This is a genomic window from Rhodococcus sp. IEGM 1408, from assembly GCF_033142235.1.
Lineage (GTDB): Bacteria > Actinomycetota > Actinomycetes > Mycobacteriales > Mycobacteriaceae > Dietzia.
This window is the reverse complement of record NZ_JAWLRW010000003.1, coordinates 92,159-112,019: the sequence shown is the minus strand read 5'-3', so window position 1 is coordinate 112,019 and position 19,861 is coordinate 92,159. Positions and strand designations below refer to the sequence as shown.

The 19,861-nt window shown below is 70.1% G+C and carries 17 protein-coding genes and 2 tRNA genes; 10 read left to right on the top strand and 9 right to left on the bottom strand.

Annotation, left to right across the window (positions count from 1 at the left end):
• Positions 1-3 precede the first annotated feature (3 nt).
• Both R4P08_RS05745 and R4P08_RS05740 read right to left on the bottom strand, forming a co-directional pair.
• Positions 4-1,569 carry a glycoside hydrolase family 13 protein gene (locus R4P08_RS05745; protein WP_317812823.1) on the bottom strand — a complete coding sequence of 522 codons (1,566 nt, stop codon included), beginning with the start codon at positions 1,567-1,569 and terminating at the stop codon, positions 4-6.
• 35 nt (positions 1,570-1,604) lie between these two features.
• Positions 1,605-2,000, bottom strand: a complete 396-nt coding sequence (locus R4P08_RS05740; protein WP_317812822.1) for a globin — start codon at positions 1,998-2,000, stop codon at positions 1,605-1,607.
• A gap of 109 nt (positions 2,001-2,109) precedes the next feature.
• Between R4P08_RS05740 and R4P08_RS05735 the strand changes: the two genes are divergently transcribed.
• Both R4P08_RS05735 and R4P08_RS05730 read left to right on the top strand, forming a co-directional pair.
• On the top strand, positions 2,110-2,577 hold the full coding sequence (locus R4P08_RS05735) for a hypothetical protein (RefSeq protein WP_317812821.1): 468 nt from the start codon (positions 2,110-2,112) through the stop codon (positions 2,575-2,577).
• 138 nt (positions 2,578-2,715) lie between these two features.
• Complete coding sequence (locus R4P08_RS05730; RefSeq protein ID WP_317812820.1) at positions 2,716-3,327, top strand: HNH endonuclease; 612 nt, start codon at positions 2,716-2,718, stop codon at positions 3,325-3,327.
• Positions 3,328-3,335: 8 nt separating this feature from the next.
• On the opposite strand, the gene R4P08_RS05725 is transcribed toward R4P08_RS05730, so the two are convergent.
• Positions 3,336-4,853 carry a hypothetical protein gene (locus tag R4P08_RS05725; RefSeq protein ID WP_317812819.1) on the bottom strand — a complete coding sequence of 506 codons (1,518 nt, stop codon included), beginning with the start codon at positions 4,851-4,853 and terminating at the stop codon, positions 3,336-3,338.
• Between the two features lie 112 nt (positions 4,854-4,965).
• Positions 4,966-7,584 carry an aminopeptidase N gene (pepN, locus tag R4P08_RS05720; protein ID WP_317812818.1) on the bottom strand — a complete coding sequence of 873 codons (2,619 nt, stop codon included), beginning with the start codon at positions 7,582-7,584 and terminating at the stop codon, positions 4,966-4,968.
• Positions 7,585-7,681: 97 nt separating this feature from the next.
• Between pepN and R4P08_RS05715 the strand changes: the two genes are divergently transcribed.
• Positions 7,682-8,308 carry a DsbA family protein gene (locus tag R4P08_RS05715; RefSeq protein WP_317812817.1) on the top strand — a complete coding sequence of 209 codons (627 nt, stop codon included), beginning with the start codon at positions 7,682-7,684 and terminating at the stop codon, positions 8,306-8,308.
• A gap of 148 nt (positions 8,309-8,456) precedes the next feature.
• On the opposite strand, the gene R4P08_RS05710 is transcribed toward R4P08_RS05715, so the two are convergent.
• Together R4P08_RS05710 and R4P08_RS05705 are read right to left on the bottom strand one after the other, a co-directional pair.
• Positions 8,457-9,086, bottom strand: coding sequence for a hypothetical protein (locus R4P08_RS05710; protein ID WP_317812816.1), 630 nt, complete (start codon positions 9,084-9,086; stop codon positions 8,457-8,459).
• A 55-nt stretch (positions 9,087-9,141) separates the two neighbouring features.
• The gene (locus R4P08_RS05705; RefSeq protein ID WP_317812815.1) at positions 9,142-9,471 is read right to left on the bottom strand and encodes a DUF1330 domain-containing protein; all 330 of its coding nucleotides are present in this window, start codon (positions 9,469-9,471) and stop codon (positions 9,142-9,144) included.
• A gap of 106 nt (positions 9,472-9,577) precedes the next feature.
• On the opposite strand from R4P08_RS05705, the gene R4P08_RS05700 reads away from it, so the two are divergent.
• Both R4P08_RS05700 and R4P08_RS05695 read left to right on the top strand, forming a co-directional pair.
• On the top strand, positions 9,578-10,051 hold the full coding sequence (locus R4P08_RS05700) for a ribose-5-phosphate isomerase (RefSeq protein ID WP_317812814.1): 474 nt from the start codon (positions 9,578-9,580) through the stop codon (positions 10,049-10,051).
• 23 nt (positions 10,052-10,074) lie between these two features.
• Complete coding sequence (locus R4P08_RS05695) at positions 10,075-11,001, top strand: Fpg/Nei family DNA glycosylase (protein WP_317812813.1); 927 nt, start codon at positions 10,075-10,077, stop codon at positions 10,999-11,001.
• Positions 11,002-11,335: 334 nt separating this feature from the next.
• Here R4P08_RS05695 and R4P08_RS05690 read toward each other — a convergent pair.
• Positions 11,336-11,409: transfer RNA gene (locus tag R4P08_RS05690), tRNA-Gly, on the bottom strand.
• Between the two features lie 198 nt (positions 11,410-11,607).
• On the opposite strand from R4P08_RS05690, the gene R4P08_RS05685 reads away from it, so the two are divergent.
• From R4P08_RS05685 to clpX, 5 genes are all read left to right on the top strand, one after another.
• Positions 11,608-11,684, top strand: a tRNA-Pro gene (locus R4P08_RS05685).
• Between the two features lie 52 nt (positions 11,685-11,736).
• Positions 11,737-13,152, top strand: coding sequence for a trigger factor (gene tig, locus R4P08_RS05680; RefSeq protein WP_317812812.1), 1,416 nt, complete (start codon positions 11,737-11,739; stop codon positions 13,150-13,152).
• A 264-nt stretch (positions 13,153-13,416) separates the two neighbouring features.
• Positions 13,417-14,058, top strand: a complete 642-nt coding sequence (locus R4P08_RS05675) for an ATP-dependent Clp protease proteolytic subunit (RefSeq protein WP_317812811.1) — start codon at positions 13,417-13,419, stop codon at positions 14,056-14,058.
• Between the two features lie 71 nt (positions 14,059-14,129).
• Positions 14,130-14,753 (top strand): ATP-dependent Clp protease proteolytic subunit, encoded by a 624-nt coding sequence (locus R4P08_RS05670; protein ID WP_317812810.1) that lies wholly within the window; start codon positions 14,130-14,132, stop codon positions 14,751-14,753.
• Between the two features lie 147 nt (positions 14,754-14,900).
• Positions 14,901-16,169 carry an ATP-dependent Clp protease ATP-binding subunit ClpX gene (clpX, locus tag R4P08_RS05665; RefSeq protein WP_317812809.1) on the top strand — a complete coding sequence of 423 codons (1,269 nt, stop codon included), beginning with the start codon at positions 14,901-14,903 and terminating at the stop codon, positions 16,167-16,169.
• A gap of 152 nt (positions 16,170-16,321) precedes the next feature.
• Here the strand turns inward: clpX and R4P08_RS05660 are convergent, their stop codons facing one another.
• Positions 16,322-17,617, bottom strand: a complete 1,296-nt coding sequence (locus R4P08_RS05660) for a benzoate/H(+) symporter BenE family transporter (RefSeq protein ID WP_317812808.1) — start codon at positions 17,615-17,617, stop codon at positions 16,322-16,324.
• Positions 17,614-19,758: a helix-turn-helix transcriptional regulator gene (locus tag R4P08_RS05655; RefSeq protein ID WP_317812807.1), complete on the bottom strand. Its 2,145-nt coding sequence runs from the start codon at positions 19,756-19,758 to the stop codon at positions 17,614-17,616. The genes R4P08_RS05660 and R4P08_RS05655 overlap by 4 nt, the downstream gene beginning before the upstream one ends.
• Between the last annotated feature and the right edge of the window lie 103 nt (positions 19,759-19,861).

Genomic DNA, 19,861 nt, shown 5'->3' with positions numbered 1-19,861 from the left:
TTCTTAGTGTGGGCGTAACCATACTGCGGTGTCCGGCGGCAGCACCTCGCCGGTCAGGTTTCCGGAGGTGACAGGACCGGAGGCGAGCAGGACCTCGCCCGCGGGAAGCGGGACTGATCGGCCGGAGGTGTTGAGAGCGCACACCACGCCGTCGTCGCGGCGGAAAGCCAAGCAGCCGGGCGGCGCCCCGTACCACTCGACGGACGCGGTTCGCCGTCCCGGCCACGACCGGCGGATCTCGATCGCCGACCGGTACAGCGACAGCGTGGACTCCACGTCCTCGATCTGGGCCTCGACCGTCCGTGGCCCCCAGGACGCGGGCATCGGCAGCCAGGTGTCTCCGGTCGTCGAGAAGCCGTACGGCGGTTCGGCACCCTCCCAGGGGATCGGTACGCGGCAGTGGTCCCGGCCCGTCTCCGCGTGCCCGGTGCGCTCCCAGGACGGGTCTGTCAGCCGGTCCTGGGGGATCGAGAAGTCGCTCGGCAGGCCCAGTTCGGCTCCGTTGTAGATGAACGCGATCCCCGGCAGCGCCAACTCGACCAGCAGCATGGCGCGGGCCCGGGCGGTGCCGGGGGCGCCGTTGCCGAACCTGGTCACCTCGCGCACCACGTCGTGGTTGGACAGCGCCCAGGTGGGGGTCGAGCCGGCGATGCGGGAGGCCTCGAGGGTGGACTCCACGGCGCTGCGGACGGCGCCGGCCTCGAAGGGGGCGCTGGTGAGCGCGAAGTGGAACGCGAAGTGCAGTTCGTCCGCGGCGACGTACCGCGCGAACCGCTCGACCGGGCCCACCCACACCTCGCCGAACGTGGCCGCGCCCGGGTACTCGTCGACGACCTTCCGGATCCGACGGTGGATGGCGTGGACGCCGGGCCTGTCCCACCGGGCGTCGCTCTGGTCGACGACGAGTTGGGCGATCTCCACGTCGTCGGGCAGGTCGGCCAGGTCTTCGGGTTTGGCCAGGCCGTGCGCCACATCGATCCGGAACCCGTCGACGCCCAGGTCCAGCCAGAAGCGCAGGGTCTCGTCCAGGTCGTCGCCCACGTCGGGGTGCGACCAGTCCAGGTCCGGTTGCTCCGGGGCGAAGAGGTGGAGGTACCACTGCCCGGGGCGGCCGTCCGGCTCGGTGAGGCGGGTCCAGGCGGGCCCGCCGAACACCGACGGCCAGTTGTTGGGCGGTCGCGAGCCGTCCTCGCCGAGCCCGTCGCGGAAGAAGTAGCGCTCCCGCTCGGGGCTACCGGGGCCCGCCTGCGCGGCGGCGGCGAACCACGGGTGCTCGATGCTCGTGTGGTTGGGGACCAGATCCATGATCAGCACCATCCGGGCGGCGTGCAGCACCTCCACCAACCGGCGCAGCGTGGCGACATCGCCGAACAGCGGATCCACGTCCCGCGGGTCCGACACGTCGTAGCCGTGGTCGGCGCCGGGGGAGCGCATGATGGGGGACAGCCAGACCCCGTCCACCCCGAGGAGTTCCAGGTAACCGACGCGGTCGATCACGCCCTGTAGGTCGCCGCACCCGTCGCCGTCGGAGTCGGCGAAGGAGCGGGGATAGATCTGGTACAGGACCATGTCCTCCCACGGCCGCGGCGCGTGGCCAGGTGGCCTCACACATCCTCCGGGGTGTTGACCATCATCGCGGCGGCGCGGGTGAAGTAGTCCACCATCGCCGCCCGGTGCGCGTCGTCCAGCGTCCGGGCGTCGATCGTGTCCAGCGCGGAGAGCATGTGCGTGAGCCAGGCGTCGTGAGCGGCGCGGTCGACCTGGAAGGGGTTGTGGCGCATCCGCAGTCGGGGGTGTCCGCGCTGGTCGGAGTAGGTGGTGGGGCCACCCCAGTACTGCTCGAGGAACATGCGCATGCGGTCCTCGGCCGGGCCCAGGTCCTCCTCCGGGTACAGCGACCGCAGCACCGGGTCGTCGGCGACCCGCAGGTAGAACTCGTGGACCAGCTTGCGGAAAGTCTCCGCCCCGCCGATCTCCTCATAGAAGGTGGTGCTGCTCATGCCCCCCATCATGCCCGCATGCCGTATCGGGGGCGCGCGGCACGTGGTCGGGTGATAACTTCCCGCGGGACCGATGCGGCGCGGGGAAGGCACGGGGGGAGTGGGATTCGTGAACAGACGTCAGGCGTACGTCCTCCTCTCGCTGTTGGCGGTGGTCGCGGTGGTCCTCGCGGTGCTGCTGGGTTATCTCCTGGGCTCGGGCGCTGACCGAGAGGCGGATACGGCGACGAACCCGACCACCTCGTCGTCGTCGGCTCCGACCTCGGCGAGCACCACCAGCCTGACGGTGAGCGAGGACCCCCCGACCTCGGACGCGCAGCCGGCCGAGCCCCCTGCGACCGTCGAGCTACCCGTGCCGCCGGTGGAGACAGTGCGAGCGCAACCGACGTTCGTTCGCTGCGTGACGGGTCTCGCCTCGATGGGGATCTACAGCGATGGCTCCACCCGGCCAGACAACCGGTGCCCCGAGCCGAGGTCATCGCGGGCGGAAGGTGTCTGCGGCGGACTGCACGGCTGGCAGGAGGTTACGCGAGAGGAGTACATCGACCTCTGTGGAACAGTGCCTCCAACCGGCTGAGCCTGGGCGAGTGCGCTTCTGAGCGGCGATAACGCACGAAGTGTTCATCGAGGGTGCATCATCGTTGCAGGCAAGGTTCACGACGGGCCCGGTCGGTCATGGTGCACTGGGCTCGTAGCTGACGAGCGGAGACCGAACATGGGCACAGCAGTGCGCGAGAACTCGGAGTACCGACAACGGGGTTCACGGCCCCCCGCCCTGCTGGAACGCGTCCCGGACCCGCACATCCCGCTGGCGGCGGCGCCCCGGGTACTGCTGCTCAACGCCGGATACGAGGCGCTCACCGCCCTCCCGGCCCGGCGCGCGGTGGTGATGTTGCTCTGCGAGAAGGCCGTCGTCGTTCACGAACATCCCACCGAGGTGCTGGTCCGCTCGGTGGATACGGCCGTACGCGTGCCGTCGGTGATCATGCTCCGTGAGTACGTGCGGATCCCGTACCGGGCGCAGGTGCCCATGACCCGAGCCGCGCTCATGCACCGCGACGGACACCGCTGCGGTTACTGCGGCGCCCGCGCGACCACCGTCGACCACGTGATCCCGCGCAGCCGCGGTGGCGCGCACGCCTGGGAGAACTGCGTGGCCTCCTGCGCCCCGTGCAATCACCGCAAAGCCGACAAGCTGCTCTCCGAGCTGGGGTGGGAACTGCGGGCTCCGCTGGTGGCGCCGAGGGGCCGGACGTGGCGGCTGGTCTCCCAGCTCCGCGAGATCGGCCCCTACTGGGAGGACTACCTGTTCCTCGACGCGGCCTGAGGAGGAGGTCAGCTCAGCGAGAGGCGGTAGATGCCGTCGGTTCCCGAGTCGGCGAAGTACAGGGTGCGCCCGTCGGGAGAGAGTGCCAGTCCGGTCACGCCGTTCTTCCCGGTCTCGAAGACCCGGCCCGCGGTGCCGTCCCACTTGAACTCGAGGATGCGTCCCGAGGCGTTGTCGGCGACGAACCATGACTCGCCGCCGGCGACGAGCCCGGACGGGCGGGCCGCAGAGCCCGGCGCGACCCCCTCCACCGCGATCCCCTCCACCGCGACCCCCTCCGCCGCGATCCCCTCCACCGCGATCTCTTCCACCGTGGCGTCCCAGACGTACGAGTACTCGGCCAGCGTCTCCCGCGGGTGGATCCACCGGTCCCCGGCCGCCTTGATCGCCTCCTGGTTCCCGTGCTCGGCTACCCAGGTCCGCACCGTGTCGGGGTCGTCACCGTCGCCGGGCCCGTCCTCGAGGTGGCTCCAGTCGATCACGCCGGGGCCGTGCTCACCGTGGCCGGCGGGGGAGCCGTTCCAGTTCGAGACCATCACCTCTGTCCGGCCACTGTCCGGTTGGAACCGTCGGACCACGCCCGCGCCGGTGTCGGCGTAGTACACCCACTGCCCGTGCGACATCATCCCGCTGGGTACTCCCTCGACCCGCTGATGTGGCAGATCGATGTACCGCCGGGTGGTGCCGTCGCCGTGGAAGCCGTTGCCCTCCTGGTGGTCGCGGTTGAAGTCGACGCGCGCCACGTGGCCCGGCCCGCTGCACTCACCGTCGCTGTTGCCGACTCCGCAGCCGTCGAGGACGAAGTAGGCGTTGGCGGCGTCGTGGACGATGCCGGTGCTGAGCGGATTGCCGTGCAGCATGTCGAGGTGACTGCCCTGACGGGGCCACGCGCACCTGGCCGTGGACTCCGACCAGTACTCCGGCGGACACTGGTGCTCCGGGATGTCGTCCGGGGGGTCGTGGCTGATGCCCGGCTGCGGCCAGTCGCCCAGGTAGTCCTTGTTCTGTCCGGCCAGCGCGAAGGTATCCGGGGAGAACAGGGACGGCCCCATGAAGTTGTTGTTCCGGAAGTGGGAGTCGCGCTCGGGGTTGAGCTCGAACTCCATGTCACGGACCTCGTTGTTCGAGTCGTTGGATACGGCGAAGAACGTGCCGTCCTCGTCGAAGGCGATCCCGGAGGGGCGAGCGGTGAAGTGTTCGCCATAGCTGTCCTGCAGGCGGCGGGCCGACTCCGGATCCTCGAGGTCGACGACGGTCAGCGAATCGTCCCCCGAGTTGGCCACCCACAGCTCGGTCGTTCCCGGGCGCACCGCCAACGAGCTCGGCCCGTCCAGAAGGTCGCCGACCAGGACCGTCTCCACAACGGTCACGCCCGTCGCCGCACTCGCCGCACCCGCCACCCCTCCGGGGTCGTCGGCGGTGGAGCAGCCGGAGCCGAGGAGAAGGATCGCCGTAGCCGCCACCCCCGTCGCCAGTCGTGTCCGGCGGGAGCGCCGGGCAGGAGTGTCTGGTGGGGTGGTGGTCACGGGGCCTCCCGGCGTCGCCTCCCGCGCGGACCGCGCCGGAACTCGCCGTACATTCTCTCACACGGCTGGTGTGGCTTTGCTTATGCGTCCTGGTCGAGGCGCGACGGAGTTCTCAGCCGGCCTCGGCCATGTCCACGGCTCGAGCCGCGAGCGCCCGGGAGAGGTCCGCGGTCTGCTCGGCGATGATCCGGCGCAGGCCGGCCGGCCGGGAGGAATCCGCGGCCACCGCGTCGAACCGGTCCACGGACTCGGCGTCCACCGCCCACGAGGGGAACAACCCCTCAGCGACGGTCTGGGCCAGGTCCCCGGGCCGCGCGGTCCACAGGGCGGCCACGTTGTCCAGGTAGCGCTCGCACAGGCCGGTGAGCAGGTGCTCCCGGCCGGGGAGATCCACGCCGAGCAGGGTCGCCCGGACGATCGCGTTGCTCGGGGCGTCGGGGCCGCTCGAGAAGAGCAGCTCCTCGGCCTCCTCCTTGGCGTCGACCGTGGGGCGGGAAGCCCGTGCGGTGGCGGCCCGCCGGGCGCCGCCGGCGGTGTCGTCGTCGGCCAGCTCGGCCTCGATCCGGTCCGTCCCCTCGGCGCCGGCCGCCACCAGTGCGGTGAGGACGGTCCAGCGCAGGTCGGTGTCGACGACGAGGCCGGGCAGCCCCGCCTCGTCGGCTCCGGCGTCCAGGAGCAGCTCGAGCACCCGGACCTGTTCCTCGTTGATCGGGCACCCGCACAGCGCGCCGAGGAAGGCCAGTTGATGGTCGGAGCCCGGCTCCGACGCGCGGGCCGCCGTGAGCATCGCGGCGGAGAACTCCGGCCATCCGGTGGCGGCGGCCCAGTCCGGGTCGGCGTACCGGGCCAGGGCGGTCTGGGCCTGGGCCAGGACGCGCTGCACCACCCCGATGTGACGCTCCCGGGGTGCGGCGCGGGAGACCACCTCGACGAACCGGCGGGCCGGGAGACGGGCCTCCCGCGTCATCTCCCACAGCGCGGACCAACACAGGGTGCGGGCGAGAGAATCCGTCACGTCCTCGAGTGAGCTCAGGACCGTGGCGAGCGACCGCTCGTCGAGCCGCACCGAGCAGTAGGTGAGGTCGTCGTCGTTGGGCAGCACCAGGTCGGGGACCGGCTGACCGTCCAGGTCGGGGACGGCCGTCCGCTCGCCCTCCGCGTCGAGCTCAGCCCGCGCGGTACGCACGAGCGCGCCGGCGTCGTCACGGCTGTAGAGGCCCACGGCGAGGCGGTGTGTGCGCAACTCGCCCGCACCCGGGGCGGCGGGTCCCTGCACCACGGTCAGCCCCGAGATCGTCCCGGGGGCGTCGCCGGCCGCATGGTCCCCCGCGCCGCCGGCGGTGTCGAACTCCACCGAGATCGGGTTGATGCCGGTGGTCCGCAGCCACTGGTCGGCCCAACCCGACAGGTCCCGGCCCGAGGCCTTCTCGAGGGCGCCCAGCAGGTCGCCGAACTCGGCGTTGCCGAAGGCGTGGTCGGCGAAGTAGGCGCGCAGCCCGGCCAGGAACGGTTCGCGGCCGACGTAGGCGACCAGCTGCTTGAGCACCCAGGCACCCTTGGCGTAGGTGATGCCGTCGAAGTTGGACTCGACCGTCTCCAGATCCTTCATGTCCGCCGCGACGGGGTGGGTGGAGGGCAGCTGGTCCTGCCGGTAGGCCCAGGACTTCTCCACGTTGGCGAACGTCGTCCACGCGTCGGTGTACTGCGTGGCGTCGACCTGGGCCAGGACCGAGGCGAACGTCGCGAACGACTCGTTGAGCCACAGGTCGTCCCACCAGCGCATGGTCACCAGATCGCCGAACCACATGTGCGCCATCTCGTGCAGGATCGTCTCGTTGCGCCGCTCGTAGCGGTAGCCGGTGACCCGGGAGCGGAAGACGTAGTCCTCGAGGAACGTCACGGCCCCGGCGTTCTCCATGGCCCCGGCGTTGAACTCGGGGACAAAGATCTGGTCGTACTTGCCGAACGCGTACGGCAGGCCGAACTCCCGGTGGTAGAAGCCGAAGCCCTCCTTGGTCTCGGCGAAGAGGCGCTCGGCGTCGAGGTGCTCGGCCAGCGACGCGCGGCACAGCAGGCGCAGCGGGATCGTGCCGTGCTCGTCGGAGTAGGCGTCCTCCACCACGTGGTACGGCCCGGCGATGAGCGCCACCAGGTAGGTCGACATGATCTCGCTGGGTGCGAAGTGGTGCACGACCGCGCCACTGTCGCCGGGGGTCTCCGACGCCAGGGTGTTGGCCACCACCACCCAGTCGGCTGGGGCGGTCACGGTGAGGGTGTAGCGGGCCTTGAGGTCGGGCTGGTCAAAGCAGGCGAACACCCGCTTGGCATCCGCCGTCTCGAACTGGGTGTAGAGGTAGACCTCGCCGTCCACCGGGTCGACCATGCGGTGCAGGCCCTCGCCGGTGGAGGTGTACGCCAGGTCGGCGTCCACGATCAGCTCGTTGGTCGACTGCAGGTCGGTCAGCGTCAGCCCCACCTCGTCGTCGTAGTCCTCTATCCCCAGGTCCCGGCCGTTGAGCGTGGCGGAACGGATCCGGGCCGACCTCAGGTCGATGAACGTCTCGGACCCCGGGCGCGAGCAGGCGAAGCGCACGATCGTCCGGGAGCGGAACGTCCCCGATCCCGGCCCGCCGGAGCCGTCGGTGAGGTCGAGGTCCACCAGGTAGGTGTCCACAGCCAGGAGGTCGGCCCGGGCGGCGGCGTCGGAGCGGGTGAGATTGAGCGAGCGCATCTTCAGAGGTCCTCGGTTCGTGGCGTGACGGTGGTTGTCCCAGTCCTACCACCGGACGCGGGTGGCGGGGCGTGCCCGCGACGAGGAAGATGGCGCTATGACAACTCCCGGTTCCGCCGCCACCCGTTCCGTCGACTTCTGGTTCGACCCCCTGTGCCCCTTCGCGTGGGTCACCAGCCGCTGGATCCTCGAGGTGGAGAAGGTCCGCGAGATCGAGCTGACCTGGAACGTCATGAGCCTGGCGGTCCTCAACGACGGCCGCGACCTGCCCGAGGAGTACATGGAGAAGATGCAGCTCGGCTGGGGCCCGGTCCGCGTGGCGATCGCCGCCGCCCAGCGCCACGGCCAGGAGGTCCTGGGCCGGCTGTACACGGAGCTCGGCACCCGCATCCACGACCAGGGTCGGGGGATCGAGGACCCGGCCGTCATCACCGAGGCGCTGGCGGCGGCCGGCCTGGACGCCGACCTCGCCGCCGCCGCGGGGACCGATGAGTACGACGACGAGCTGCGCAAGTCGCATCACCGCGGCATGGACCCGGTCGGCGACGAGGTCGGGACCCCGGTCGTGCACGTGGACGGCGTGGCGTTCTTCGGGCCCGTCCTGACCCGCATCCCGCGCGGCGAGGACGCGGGCCGGGTGTTCGACGGCGCGGCCCTGCTCGCCGAGTTCCCGTACTTCTTCGAGCTCAAGCGCAGCCGCACCGAGGACCCGCGGTTCGACTGAGGCGATCGGGACGGCCTCCCCGGCTGACTGCGTAACGCCGGTCGACTGACCCGTCGGCGCGGTGGCTCTCAGGCCGCTGCGAGCCGCCGGTACCACGCTGCTCGGCTACACGACCCTGGTCATCGTGAACTGGACGGGGGACAGCGCTTCACCGCCGCCGACGTGACCGCCGTTGTGTCAGTGCTGTCGCCTCGCGACCCAGCAGGGGATCGGAGCAGAGCGTCTCGATGACCTCTTGGCCACGCTTGCCGCCGAGTTTGAGGATCGTCTCCAATAAGAGAATTCTGGAGTCCCCACGCGAGTCGTCGCGCAATAGATTCAGTAGGTCGTCGACGTGCTCAGGAGTCGCTGAGGCAGATAGGGCAACGGCCAGGCCCTCTTCTTCATCACGACCTTCCGCCCGCAGGTAGAGGTCACGCAGACGCTCCCAATACTCGTGCGCTGGCTTCACGGCCATTGCACGTGCCATGCCCTCGAGAACGCGGTCGGGGTATCCGCCGCGCTCGAGATGTTTAATGAGAATGGGAAGCGCGTCAGGATACGGCTCCGAGGTGTTCACCAGGTCCCAGGCTGTCTCGACCTCCACGCCCACACGGCGCAAATCTTCAATGGCCGGTTGCTCAGCTCGACGCCACTCGCGGACGCGGGCCTGCAACTGGGCGTCTCGCTCTGCCTGAGCCCGCTGAAACTCGGGATCCTGCGCCAACTGAGCAACCGCCTCTGCGGCAGTGGTTCCGCCGGTCTTCTTCTTTCCGCCCTTTTCTTGGTTGCCCGTCATGAAATGAATCCTAAGGTCACGTCACCGAGGTCTACGGCCCTCTGCAGCGGGCCGGTCAGATCGTGGAGCTCCGCCAGATCCGCAGACGTGTGCCCGCGACGCCCTCGACGATGATGTCCTTCGGGGTCGACGACTTTTGGCGCAGGCGGCGAGCGGCCGTGTACTCCGGAGAGTCGTACCACCTCTCGGCGGCCGACAGCTCAGCGAAACGCAACAGAGTGACGAAGCCATCCCAGGCCCCTTCAAGAACCCGGGCCGGCGGGTTCTGCACCGAAACCTCGGCTCCGTGCACCCCGAGAGAGGGGGCGAGGAACGGATGTCCGAGCCCAATTCGGGCGCGAACTGCAGATCGGCGCCGCACGAGGACGTACGCGGGGGCAGCCATTTGTCGAACATGGCAACCGGACGCTGGCACCGGGGCCGCCAACGAGGGGACAGAGCGAGGGGACAGGGCGAGGGGATGTTCGGGCCCACGTGGCAGAATCGCCGCCATGCGCATCTACCTGGGGGCGGACCACGCCGGCTTCGAGACCAAGAACATCATCGCCGAGCATCTGAAGGCCTCCGGCCACGAGGTGATCGACTGCGGCGCCCACACCTACGACGCGGAGGACGACTACCCGGCCTTCTGCATCGACGCGGCCCGCAAGGTCGTCGCGGACCCGGGCAGCCTCGGCATCGTGTTGGGCGGTTCGGGCAACGGCGAGCAGATCGCCGCCAACAAGGTGCCCGGCGCCCGATGCGCGCTGGCGTGGAGCCCCGAGACCGCCCGCCTGGCCCGCGAGCACAACAACGCCCAGCTGATCGGCATCGGTGGGCGCATGCACTCGCAGTCCGAGGCGCTTGCGATCGTCGACGCGTTCCTGGACCAGAGCTGGTCCGAGGCGGAGCGGCATCAGCGGCGCATCGACATCCTCGCCGAGTACGAGCGCACCCACGAGGCTCCCGCCGTCCCCGGCGCGTGAGAGCCACGGGCGCTTGAGTTCCCGTGCCTGAGGGGCACACCCTCCACCGGCTGGCCCGCCTGCACACCGAGTATTTTGCAGGCGGGCCCGTCCGTGTCTCCAGCCCACAGGGGCGGTTCGCGGACCACGTCGTCGTCGACGGTCGGTACTTCAGCCACGCCACGGCCGTCGGCAAGCACCTCTTCCACCACTACGAGGGCGGACTGGCCGTCCACGTCCACCTGGGTCTCTACGGGTTCTTTGACACCTACCTCGCGGACGAGGGACAGGAGCCGCCGGCGCCGGTCGGCCAGGTGCGGATGCGCGTCGGGGCTGCGCGCGTCGGGGCCGCGCGTGTCGGTTCCGCGCGTGGCGGGGAAGGGCAGGCCGGGGAAGCGCAGGCCGGGGGAACCCGAGTCGGCGGAGCGGCGGCCTACGGGCCGGTCCACTACGTGGACCTGCGCGGACCCACCAGGTGCGAGGTCCTCGACGACGACGGCGTGGCCGAGGTGCACGCGCGACTGGGCCCCGACCCGCTGGACCCGGGCGCCGACCCCGACCGGGCATGGGCCCGGATCTCCCGCAGCGCCCGCTCGATCGCCGCGCTGCTCATGGATCAGAAGGTGCTGGCCGGGGTGGGCAACGTCTACCGGGCCGAGGTGCTCTTCCGGGCCGGCCTCGACCCGTTCCGGCCGGGCGTGGAGCTGGACCGCGCGGAGTTCGACCGCATCTGGGCCGACCTCGTGGCACTGATGAAGGTCGGGGCGGACGCCGGGGGGATCGTGACGATCCGGCCCGAGCACGACCACGGCGACGTGCCCAGGCGGGGCTCGGACCGTCCCCGCAATTACGTGTACCAACGCGACGGATGGGCGTGCCGGGTGTGCGGAGACGAGATCCGGCTGCAGACGATGGAGGCACGCACCCTGTTCTGGTGCCCGACGTGCCAGGCGGGGCGCCTGCGGCGCTGACCGGAAGCGATGAACCGAAGTCCCGGCCGCGCCCCGCAGAGTTCGATCTCACTTACCGCTCGAGTGGGGCATGTCCGCCCCGACCGTGGGTCACAGGACGCAGCCGCACACAGACATGGCGTCTCGCGTGCACCGAAGTCCAGGCGGGAAGCCAGGTCCAGGAGCGGCTGCGATCCGACCGGTCAAGCGGGTGAGCGAGACGCCATCCGCACGAGCGCCTGCGAACCGGACGCTGTTTAACCGGACGCTGTTAAGCGCGAGCGGCACCCGAGGGGACAGGCGCCGAATGGGAGATCCCCGCCTCGTCGGTGGGTGACGGGGCGGGGGACTCGAGTGGAGCGGGCGACGGGAATCGAACCCGCGTAGCCTGCTTGGAAGGCAGGGGCTTTACCATTAAGCTACGCCCGCATCGGCGGCTGACCTGGGATTACTCCCACATCTTGCTCGCGCTGTAGCCACACTACCGGACCACTCCGGCGCCCCCAACTCCCGGCCCGTGAACTCGGAATCTGCTGGGACAGGGCGCTGTCGTACACTGGGCGAGTTGGTTTGGCGGCTCGGCAGATTTTCCGCGCACGGCGCGGGATGGTCGGCCGCGCGACTCACCGGGATGTGGCGCAGCTTGGTAGCGCATCCGCTTTGGGAGCGGAGGGTCGCAGGTTCGAATCCTGTCATCCCGACCAGCGGAGCCCGAAAACACAAACCCCACACGAACTTCCCTAGGAGATCATCACCGTGAAGAGCACTGTCGAGCAGCTGAATCCGACCCGGGTCAAGGTCACGGTGGAGGTGCCGTTCGCGGAGCTCGAGCCGGACTTCGCCAAGGCCTACAAGTCCCTCGCGGGCCAGGTCAACATCGCCGGCTTCCGTCCGGGCAAGGCCCCGGCCAAGCTCCTCGAGTCGCGGATCGGCCGCCCGGCCGTTCTCGAGCAGGTCGTCAACGACATGATCCCGGCGCGTTACAGCCAGGCCGTCGACGAGCACGACCTCAAGGTCCTCGCGCAGCCGGACATCGAGGTCACCAAGCTCGAGGACGGTGAGCTCGTGGAGTTCACCGCCGAGGTGGACGTGCGCCCCGAGATCACCCTCCCGACCTACTCCGACCTGTCGGTGACCGTCGAGGTCCCCGCGACCGACGACGCCGCGGTCGACGCCGAGCTGGACAACCTCCGCGCCCGCTTCGGCACCCTCAAGGGCGTCGACCGCGGGGCCCAGAAGGGTGACTTCCTCTCCGTGGACCTCGCCGCCACCGTCGACGGCGAGCCCGTCGAGGAGGCCTCGACCGAAGGCCTGTCCTACGAGCTCGGCTCGGGCACCCTCGTCGAGGGCCTGGACGACGCGGCCGAGGGCCTCAAGACCGGCGAGTCCAAGGAGTTCACCTCGTCCCTCGTCGCCGGCGATCACGCGGGCAAGGAGGCGATCATCACGGTGACCGTCCAGTCCGTCAAGGAGCGCGAGCTGCCCGACGCCGACGACGAGTTCGCCCAGATGGCCAGCGAGTTCGACACTCTCGACGAGCTGAAGACCGACCTCGCGGAGAAGGTCGCACAGCAGGCCAAGGCCGGCCTCGCGGGCGAGATCCGCGACAAGGTCCTCGAGGCCCTTCTCGAGGCCGCCGACGTCCCGACCCCCGAGAACATCGTCGATTCCGAGGCCCACCAGCAGCTGCACTCGATTTTCGGTGATGCCGCGCACGATGACGACATGATCAACTCCATGCTCGAGGCGGAGGGCACAGACCGCGAGACCTTCGAGGCTGAGACCCGCGAGGGCGCCGCCCGCGCCATCCGCAGCCAGTTCCTGCTGGACGCCGTGGCCGAGCAGGCCTCCACCGACGTCTCGCAGGAGGAGCTCTCGCAGCACATCATGTTCCAGGCCCAGCGCTACGGCATGGACCCCAACCAGTTCGTGCAGCAGATCCAGCAGGCCGGCCAGCTCGGGTCCCTGTTCTCGGATGTCCGCCGCTCCAAGGCGCTGGCCGACGTGATCGCCCAGGTGACCATCAAGGACACCGACGGCAACACGATCGACACCACCGAGTTCTTCGGTTCACGTGAGGACCAGAGCGCCGACTCCGTCGAGGCCGCCGACTCCGCCGACGCCATCGAGGCGGACGCGGAGAACACCGACGAGAAGGCCGCCGACGCCTGATCGCCACCACCTGATCGACCTCCGGGGGCCGGGGACCACCACGTGTGGTCACCGGCCCCCGTTTGTGGGTATGGACGTCGGGCTGGACGTCGGCGTTCCACGGCCGCCGTCCGGGTGGGGCACACCGACGCTGACAGCGAACATACGCCCCGCCGGGACGGTTCCGTCGTGGCCGTTGGTTACTGTCTGACGTAACGGAAACCCGGCCGCCGGACGGTCGGGCGCCGCGTGAGCGGCGAGACGATGAGCGAAGGTAGGTTCCCCGTGGCCCAGAACGGTTCAGTGGCACAGCCCAGTTCGACGCAGCCCGCCCTCAACTCGCCCGGATCGCACGGGCTGACGCTGGGAGACTCGGTCTACGAGCGTCTCCTGCAGGAGCGGATCATCTTCCTGGGCTCCCAGGTGGACGACGACATCTCCAACCGCCTGTGCGCGCAGATCCTCCTGCTCGCGGCGGAGGATCCCACCCGCGACATCGCGATGTACATCAACTCGCCCGGCGGTTCGGTGACGGCCGGGATGGCCATCTACGACACGATGCAGTTCGTGGAGTGCGACGTGGCCACCTACGGCATGGGCCTGGCGGCGTCGATGGGCCAGTTCCTGCTGACCGCCGGCACCAAGGGCAAGCGCTACGCCCTGCCGCACGCCAAGATCATGATGCACCAGCCGTCGGCCGGTGTCGGTGGTTCCGCCGCCGACATCGCCATCCAGGCCGAGCAGTACGCCGCCACCAAGCGGGAGATGGCCGAGCTCATCGCCCAGCACACCGGGCAGACCTTCGAGCAGGTCACCGAGGACTCGGACCGCGACCGCTGGTTCACCGCGGAGGCGGCCAAGGAGTACGGCTTCGTGGACCACGTGATCGCGCGCGCGGCCCAGACCGGCGGAACCTCGCCGTCGTGATCATCGAACCCGTTGCCCACGGGAGCGCTCCCGCAGCCCAGCCCGCCCCGAACACCACCACGGAGTCACCGATGACCTCACTGCCGACCTCCCGATACATCCTCCCGTCCTTCGTCGAGCACTCGAGCTACGGCGTCAAGGAGTCCAACCCGTACAACAAGCTGTTCGAAGAACGCATCATCTTCCTGGGCACCCAGGTCGACGACGCCTCGGCGAACGACATCATGGCCCAGCTCCTCGTGCTCGAGGGCCAGGACCCGGACCGCGACATCACCATGTACATCAACTCGCCCGGTGGCTCGTTCACCTCGCTCATGGCGATCTACGACACGATGCAGTACGTCCGTCCCGACGTCTCGACGGTGTGCCTGGGTCAGGCCGCCTCGGCCGCCGCGATCCTGCTCGCCGCCGGCACCCCGGGCAAGCGGGCCGCGCTGCCCAACGCCCGCATCCTCATCCACCAGCCCTCCACCGGGGGCTTCCAGGGCCAGGTCTCCGACCTGGAGATCCAGGCCGCCGAGATCGAGCGCATGCGTCGGCTCATGGAGTCCACCCTCGCGCAACACTCGGGCCGGACCGCCGAGCAGGTCCGCGACGACACCGACCGCGACAAGATCCTCACGGCCGCGGAGGCCAAGGACTACGGGATCATCGACACCGTGTTCGACTACCGCAAGCTGTCGACGGGCAAGTGACGCCCGGGCGGCGCGCCACTGCGGGTGGTGGCGCGCCGTCGGGTCCAATGAACTGACCGCGCGGGGGTCGAGGTATCCGGCCCTTCCCGCGTACCGTCGACTACGGGGTGTGACCCCGAACCCCTGGAATGCGAGGACGTAGAACTCATGGCACGTGTTGGCGAGAGCGGCGACCTGTTGAAGTGCTCCTTCTGTGGGAAGAGCCAGAAGCAGGTCAAGAAGCTGATCGCCGGTCCCGGGGTCTACATCTGTGACGAGTGCATCGAGCTGTGCAACGAGATCATCGAGTCCGAGGTCGACGATTCCCAGAACTCGGCGCTCGAGGAACTGCCCAAGCCGACGGAGATCCATGCCTTCCTCGACAGCTACGTGGTGGGGCAGGACGACGCCAAGCGGACGCTGGCCGTCGCGGTCTACAACCACTACAAGCGCATCCGGGTGGGCGCCCAGCTCGGCCGGGGCGACGGTGTGGAGCTGGCCAAGTCCAACATCCTCATGCTGGGACCGACGGGCTGTGGCAAGACCTACCTCGCCCAGACACTCGCCAAGATGCTCAACGTGCCGTTCGCCATCGCGGACGCCACCGCGCTGACCGAGGCCGGTTACGTGGGCGAGGACGTGGAGAACATCCTCCTCAAGCTCATCCAGGCCGCGGACTACGACACCAAGCGCGCCGAGATGGGCATCATCTACATCGACGAGGTCGACAAGATCGCCCGCAAGTCGGAGAACCCGTCGATCACCCGCGATGTGTCCGGCGAGGGGGTCCAGCAGGCGCTGCTCAAGATCCTCGAGGGCACGCAGGCGTCGGTTCCCCCGCAGGGCGGCCGCAAGCATCCGCACCAGGAGTTCATCCAGATCGACACGTCCAACGTGTTGTTCATCGTGGCCGGGGCGTTCCAGGGTCTGGAGAAGATCGTGGGCGACCGCGTGGGCCGCAAGGGTATGGGGTTCGGCGCCGAGGTGGCGAGCAAGAAGGACATCGACACCATGGACAACTTCGCCCAGGTCATGCCGGAGGATCTGGTCAAGTTCGGGCTCATCCCCGAGTTCATCGGCCGTCTCCCCGTCTTGGCATCGGTGACGAGTCTGGACCGTGAGGCACTGGTGAACATCCTCAGCGAGCCCAAGAACGCGCTGGTCAAGCAGTATGCCCGCCTGTTCGAGATGGACGGGGTCGAGCTGGAGTTCACCGACGATGCTCTGGAGTCGGTGGCCGACCAGGCGATCCTGCGCGGCACCGGTGCCCGCGGCCTCCGCGCCATCATGGAGGAAGTCCTCCTGCCGGTCATGTACGACATCCCCGGTCGCGACGACGTGGCCCGCGTGGTCGTCACCGGCGAGACGGTGCGGGACAACGTCCTGCCGACCATCGTCCCGTTCTCGGACGAGGAGCCGCGGGAGAAGTCCGCTTAGGTCGGGCTGGCCGGGCCCGGCTTGGGCTCTGTGCCCGGCGCACGATCGGCACGACTGAAGGGGCGTCCCCGATGGGGGCGCCCCTTCAGTCGTGTCAGCCGATGGTCGGTGTCAACCAGTGTCCGTGACCGCCGACCGTCCGTGTCAACGTGTCAGCTCAGGGTCCGCCGCTCCAGCAGGGCCGAGACGGCCAGTCCGAGGACGATTCCCCAGAACGGCGCGGAGATCCCGACCAGGGACACGTCGGCCACGGTCACCAGCAGGCACACGAGAGGGCCCAGGGCCCGGTCGGTGCGGAACGCCGTGACGAACGACGACTGCAACGGCGCGAGCATCGCCAGACCCCCCAACGCGGCGATGAACGCGGCGGGGGTCCCCAGGATGAGCCCGACGAACGCCGGGGAGAGCACGCCCACGATCAGCGCCAGACCGCCGTTACCGATCGCCGCCGCGTAGTGCCGGCGGGGCTCGCCGGACGAGACGATCAGGGCGTTTGTTGGACCCGTCAGGCAGGTGGACACCGCGCCGATCGCCGAGACGAGCAGCGACCAGACCCCGCACGCCACCGCGCTCGCGTTCACCGGCGGGTGGTGTCCCTTCGCGCGGAGCACCGCCACCCCCTGACCGTTCTGCACGACGAGCACGGTGATGGCGAGGGGGACGACCAGCTCCGAGAGGCTGCGGAGGGTGAACTCCGGAGCCTGCAGCATCGGTGCGGCCAGGAGCCCGTCGTCGAGGATGCCCCGCGACAGCCCGCCGTCGATCACCACCGCGATGATCCCCACCACCATCGCCGCGAGGATGGGCGGGACGACGCGGGAGACCCGGGGGAGCGCGCCGACGGCGAGGAATGCCAGCGCCATCGGCAGTGCGACGGCCACGGACGACCACACCGCGTCGACCAGGCCCAGCCCGAAACGGAGGAACACCCCGGCGACCATCGCCATGATGATCGGCATCGGGATCCAGTCCATGATGCGGCGGGCGAGTCCGCTCAGGCCGACCAGGAGGATGACCACTCCCGTGATCACATAGGCGCCGAGCACCTCGGACCAGCGCAGGTGCTCGAGTGAATTGCCCACGATCACCGTGCCGGGGATGGTCCAGAAGAAGGCCAGCGGCGTGCGGTAGGTCCAGCTCAAGATGATCGTGAGGAGGCCGTTGGCAAAGAAGACGCCGAAGATCCACGAGGACAGCTGGGCGGGGGTCAGGTTGCCCTGCGCGCCGGCGGCGAGGATGACGGCGACGGGGCCGGTCGCCGAGAAGATGAGCGCGATGAGGGCGTTGGCGAACTCGCGCGGTCCGAGATCGGCGAGCACCTGCCTGGGCGAGGGCCGACGATGGTGGGGGAGCTCGACAGGAAGCAGGGCGGCGGTCCGGAACGGGTGCGGCGCCGGGGCCTGCCCGTCCCGGACCCGGCCGTCCGTCGGGGTGCTCTCGGTGGTCATGGGACTCCTTGGTCGCCCGGTTCGGGTCCGAACGGTCGGCTGGACCGCGCGACGTGGGCAGCCAGTTCGGTGCGGCCGCTGATCCCGAGCTTCGAGTAGATGCGGGTGAGGTGGTACTGAACGGTCTTGACGCTGAGGAACAACTCCTCGGCGGACTGGGCGTTGGTGCGACCCGCGGCGACGAGGGTGGCCACCGCTCGCTCCTGGGGGGTGAGGGTGGAGTTCCCGACGCTGCGGGCCACGTCGACGCCCCCGGCGCGGCGTTCCCGATCGCACCGCTCGACGTAGGCGCGGGCGCCGAGCTGCTCGTAGAGGTCGCGGGCCGTTCCCAGCGCGAGGTGGGCTTCGCGGCGGCGCCCCGCCCGGCGCAGGGTCTGGCCGAACGCGAAGTGGAGCTGCGCCGAGTAGTAGGGCATCGCCAATCCGTCCAGGTACTCCAGACTGCGGTGGAAGATGCGGGTGCACTCGTCGATGTCCCCGCGGACGGCGGCGATCCGGGACCGGACAGCGCCGAGCCGGGCCAGCGTGGACCTGTGCCCGAGTTCCAGAGCCCGCGCCTCAGGGGGGCCGATCAGAGCTTCGGTGTCCTCGAGTCGGCCGGCCAGGACGAGGGAGTGGGCGTAGAGGTCGTGCCACGGCCAGAACCCGGGTTGATCGATGTCGACCCGCAGCGACAGGGAGTGCAGGGGTTCTGCCGCCCGACGTACCGAGGTGTGATCGGCGGCGGCCGCAGCGACCTGCATGCGCGCCATCGCGGAGGGGATGATCTGCACGGGGTAGGCGTCGCCGGAGGTGGTGAAGTGCCGCATGTGGGCGGCCGCTCCGATGTGGTCTCCGCGCATGGACCTGATGACGGCGCCGGACCAGTGGATCACCGGGGCCAGGAGGTCGAGTTCGAGGTCGTCGAGCCGGCGGGCCGCGGTGTCCACGACGCGCAGGGCGTCGTCCCAGTCGCCGCGTAGCAGGTGGGTGCGCGCGAGCCAGGCCTGCGACCACAGCGAGATCCGCGCCGAGCCGGAGACATCGGCGGTGGGAACGGCGGAGCCGAGGCGCCGGCGGGCAGTCTCGAGGTCGTCGTGGGCGAGGGCGATCCACCCCGAGGACATCTCGAAGCGCTGGGCCACCGCCGGCGCGAGCGCCCCGAGCCGATCCTCGTCGGCCGCGCCGGATCCCGCTTCCGCGTCGATGGCCTGTCCGAGGAGCGTGACGGCCCGGGCCTCCTCGACCTCCGGTTGGTCGGGTTGCGCGCTGCTGATGACCTTTCCGGCCCAGTACCGCAACCGGTCGGGCCGCCACCCGCAGAGCGAGTGCACGACGAACTTCTGCGCGAGGGCGACCGGGTCCGGGGCGGGGGCGCCGGAGTCCGCCGGTGCGCTCGACTCGAGGGCCCGCCGCAAGAGTGCCTCGGCTTCGGTCGCGTGTCCGAGGTGCATCGCGAGCGACCCGAGGACCGCGTCGCGCCGAGGGTCGGGCCGCACGCGGTCCAGGGCGTGGGAGAGCGCGGCGGCCTCGCTTATCCGTCCGGCTCCGAGCAGGGCGTCGATGCCGTCGATGTGCAGTCCACGGGCCTCCTCCGGGTCGGGGGTGAGTGCGGCCGCCGTGAGGTAGGCGTGGCCGGCGGCGCTCCAGTGCCCGGACCTGGCGTGCTCGAGCGCGCGGTCCCGCAACGTCCGGCAGAGTTCGGGATCTGGCCCGGTGGAGGTGGCGGCCAGGTGGTCGAGCGCGGCGTCGGGATCCTGTTCCCGGGCGAGCCGGGCTGCGGCGGTGTGCAGCGAGATCAACTCGCGGGGCGGGATACCGCGCAGGACGGCGGTGCGGACGAGCGGGGATCGGAACGTGAGACTGGCCGCGCCGGGGGAGAGGTCCACCCGGAGGATCCCGGCCCGGTGCGCGGCATCGAGGGCCGCCAGGACCCGCCCGTCCACGCCGGCCGTCTGCTCCCGGGTGGCGGCGAGGGTGGCCAGCGACTCCAGCAGGACGGGGGAGGGCAGCACGGCGGCGGTTTCGATGATCGATCGGTCCCCGGGATCGAGTTCCGACAGCAGTGCCGCGGTCTCCAGTTCGACCGAGGCCGGTAGGGGTGGCGGCGAGAACGGGCTGGCCCACCAGGAGTCGGCCGCCTCGTCGACGACCGCGGTCACCGCGCCGGTATCGCCTCCCGTGTAGTCCTGGATCCGGCGGGCGGGCGGCGGCGGACGGCTCCCGGCCGGTGCGCGCGGCCGCGAGCGCCCGGATCTCGGAGTG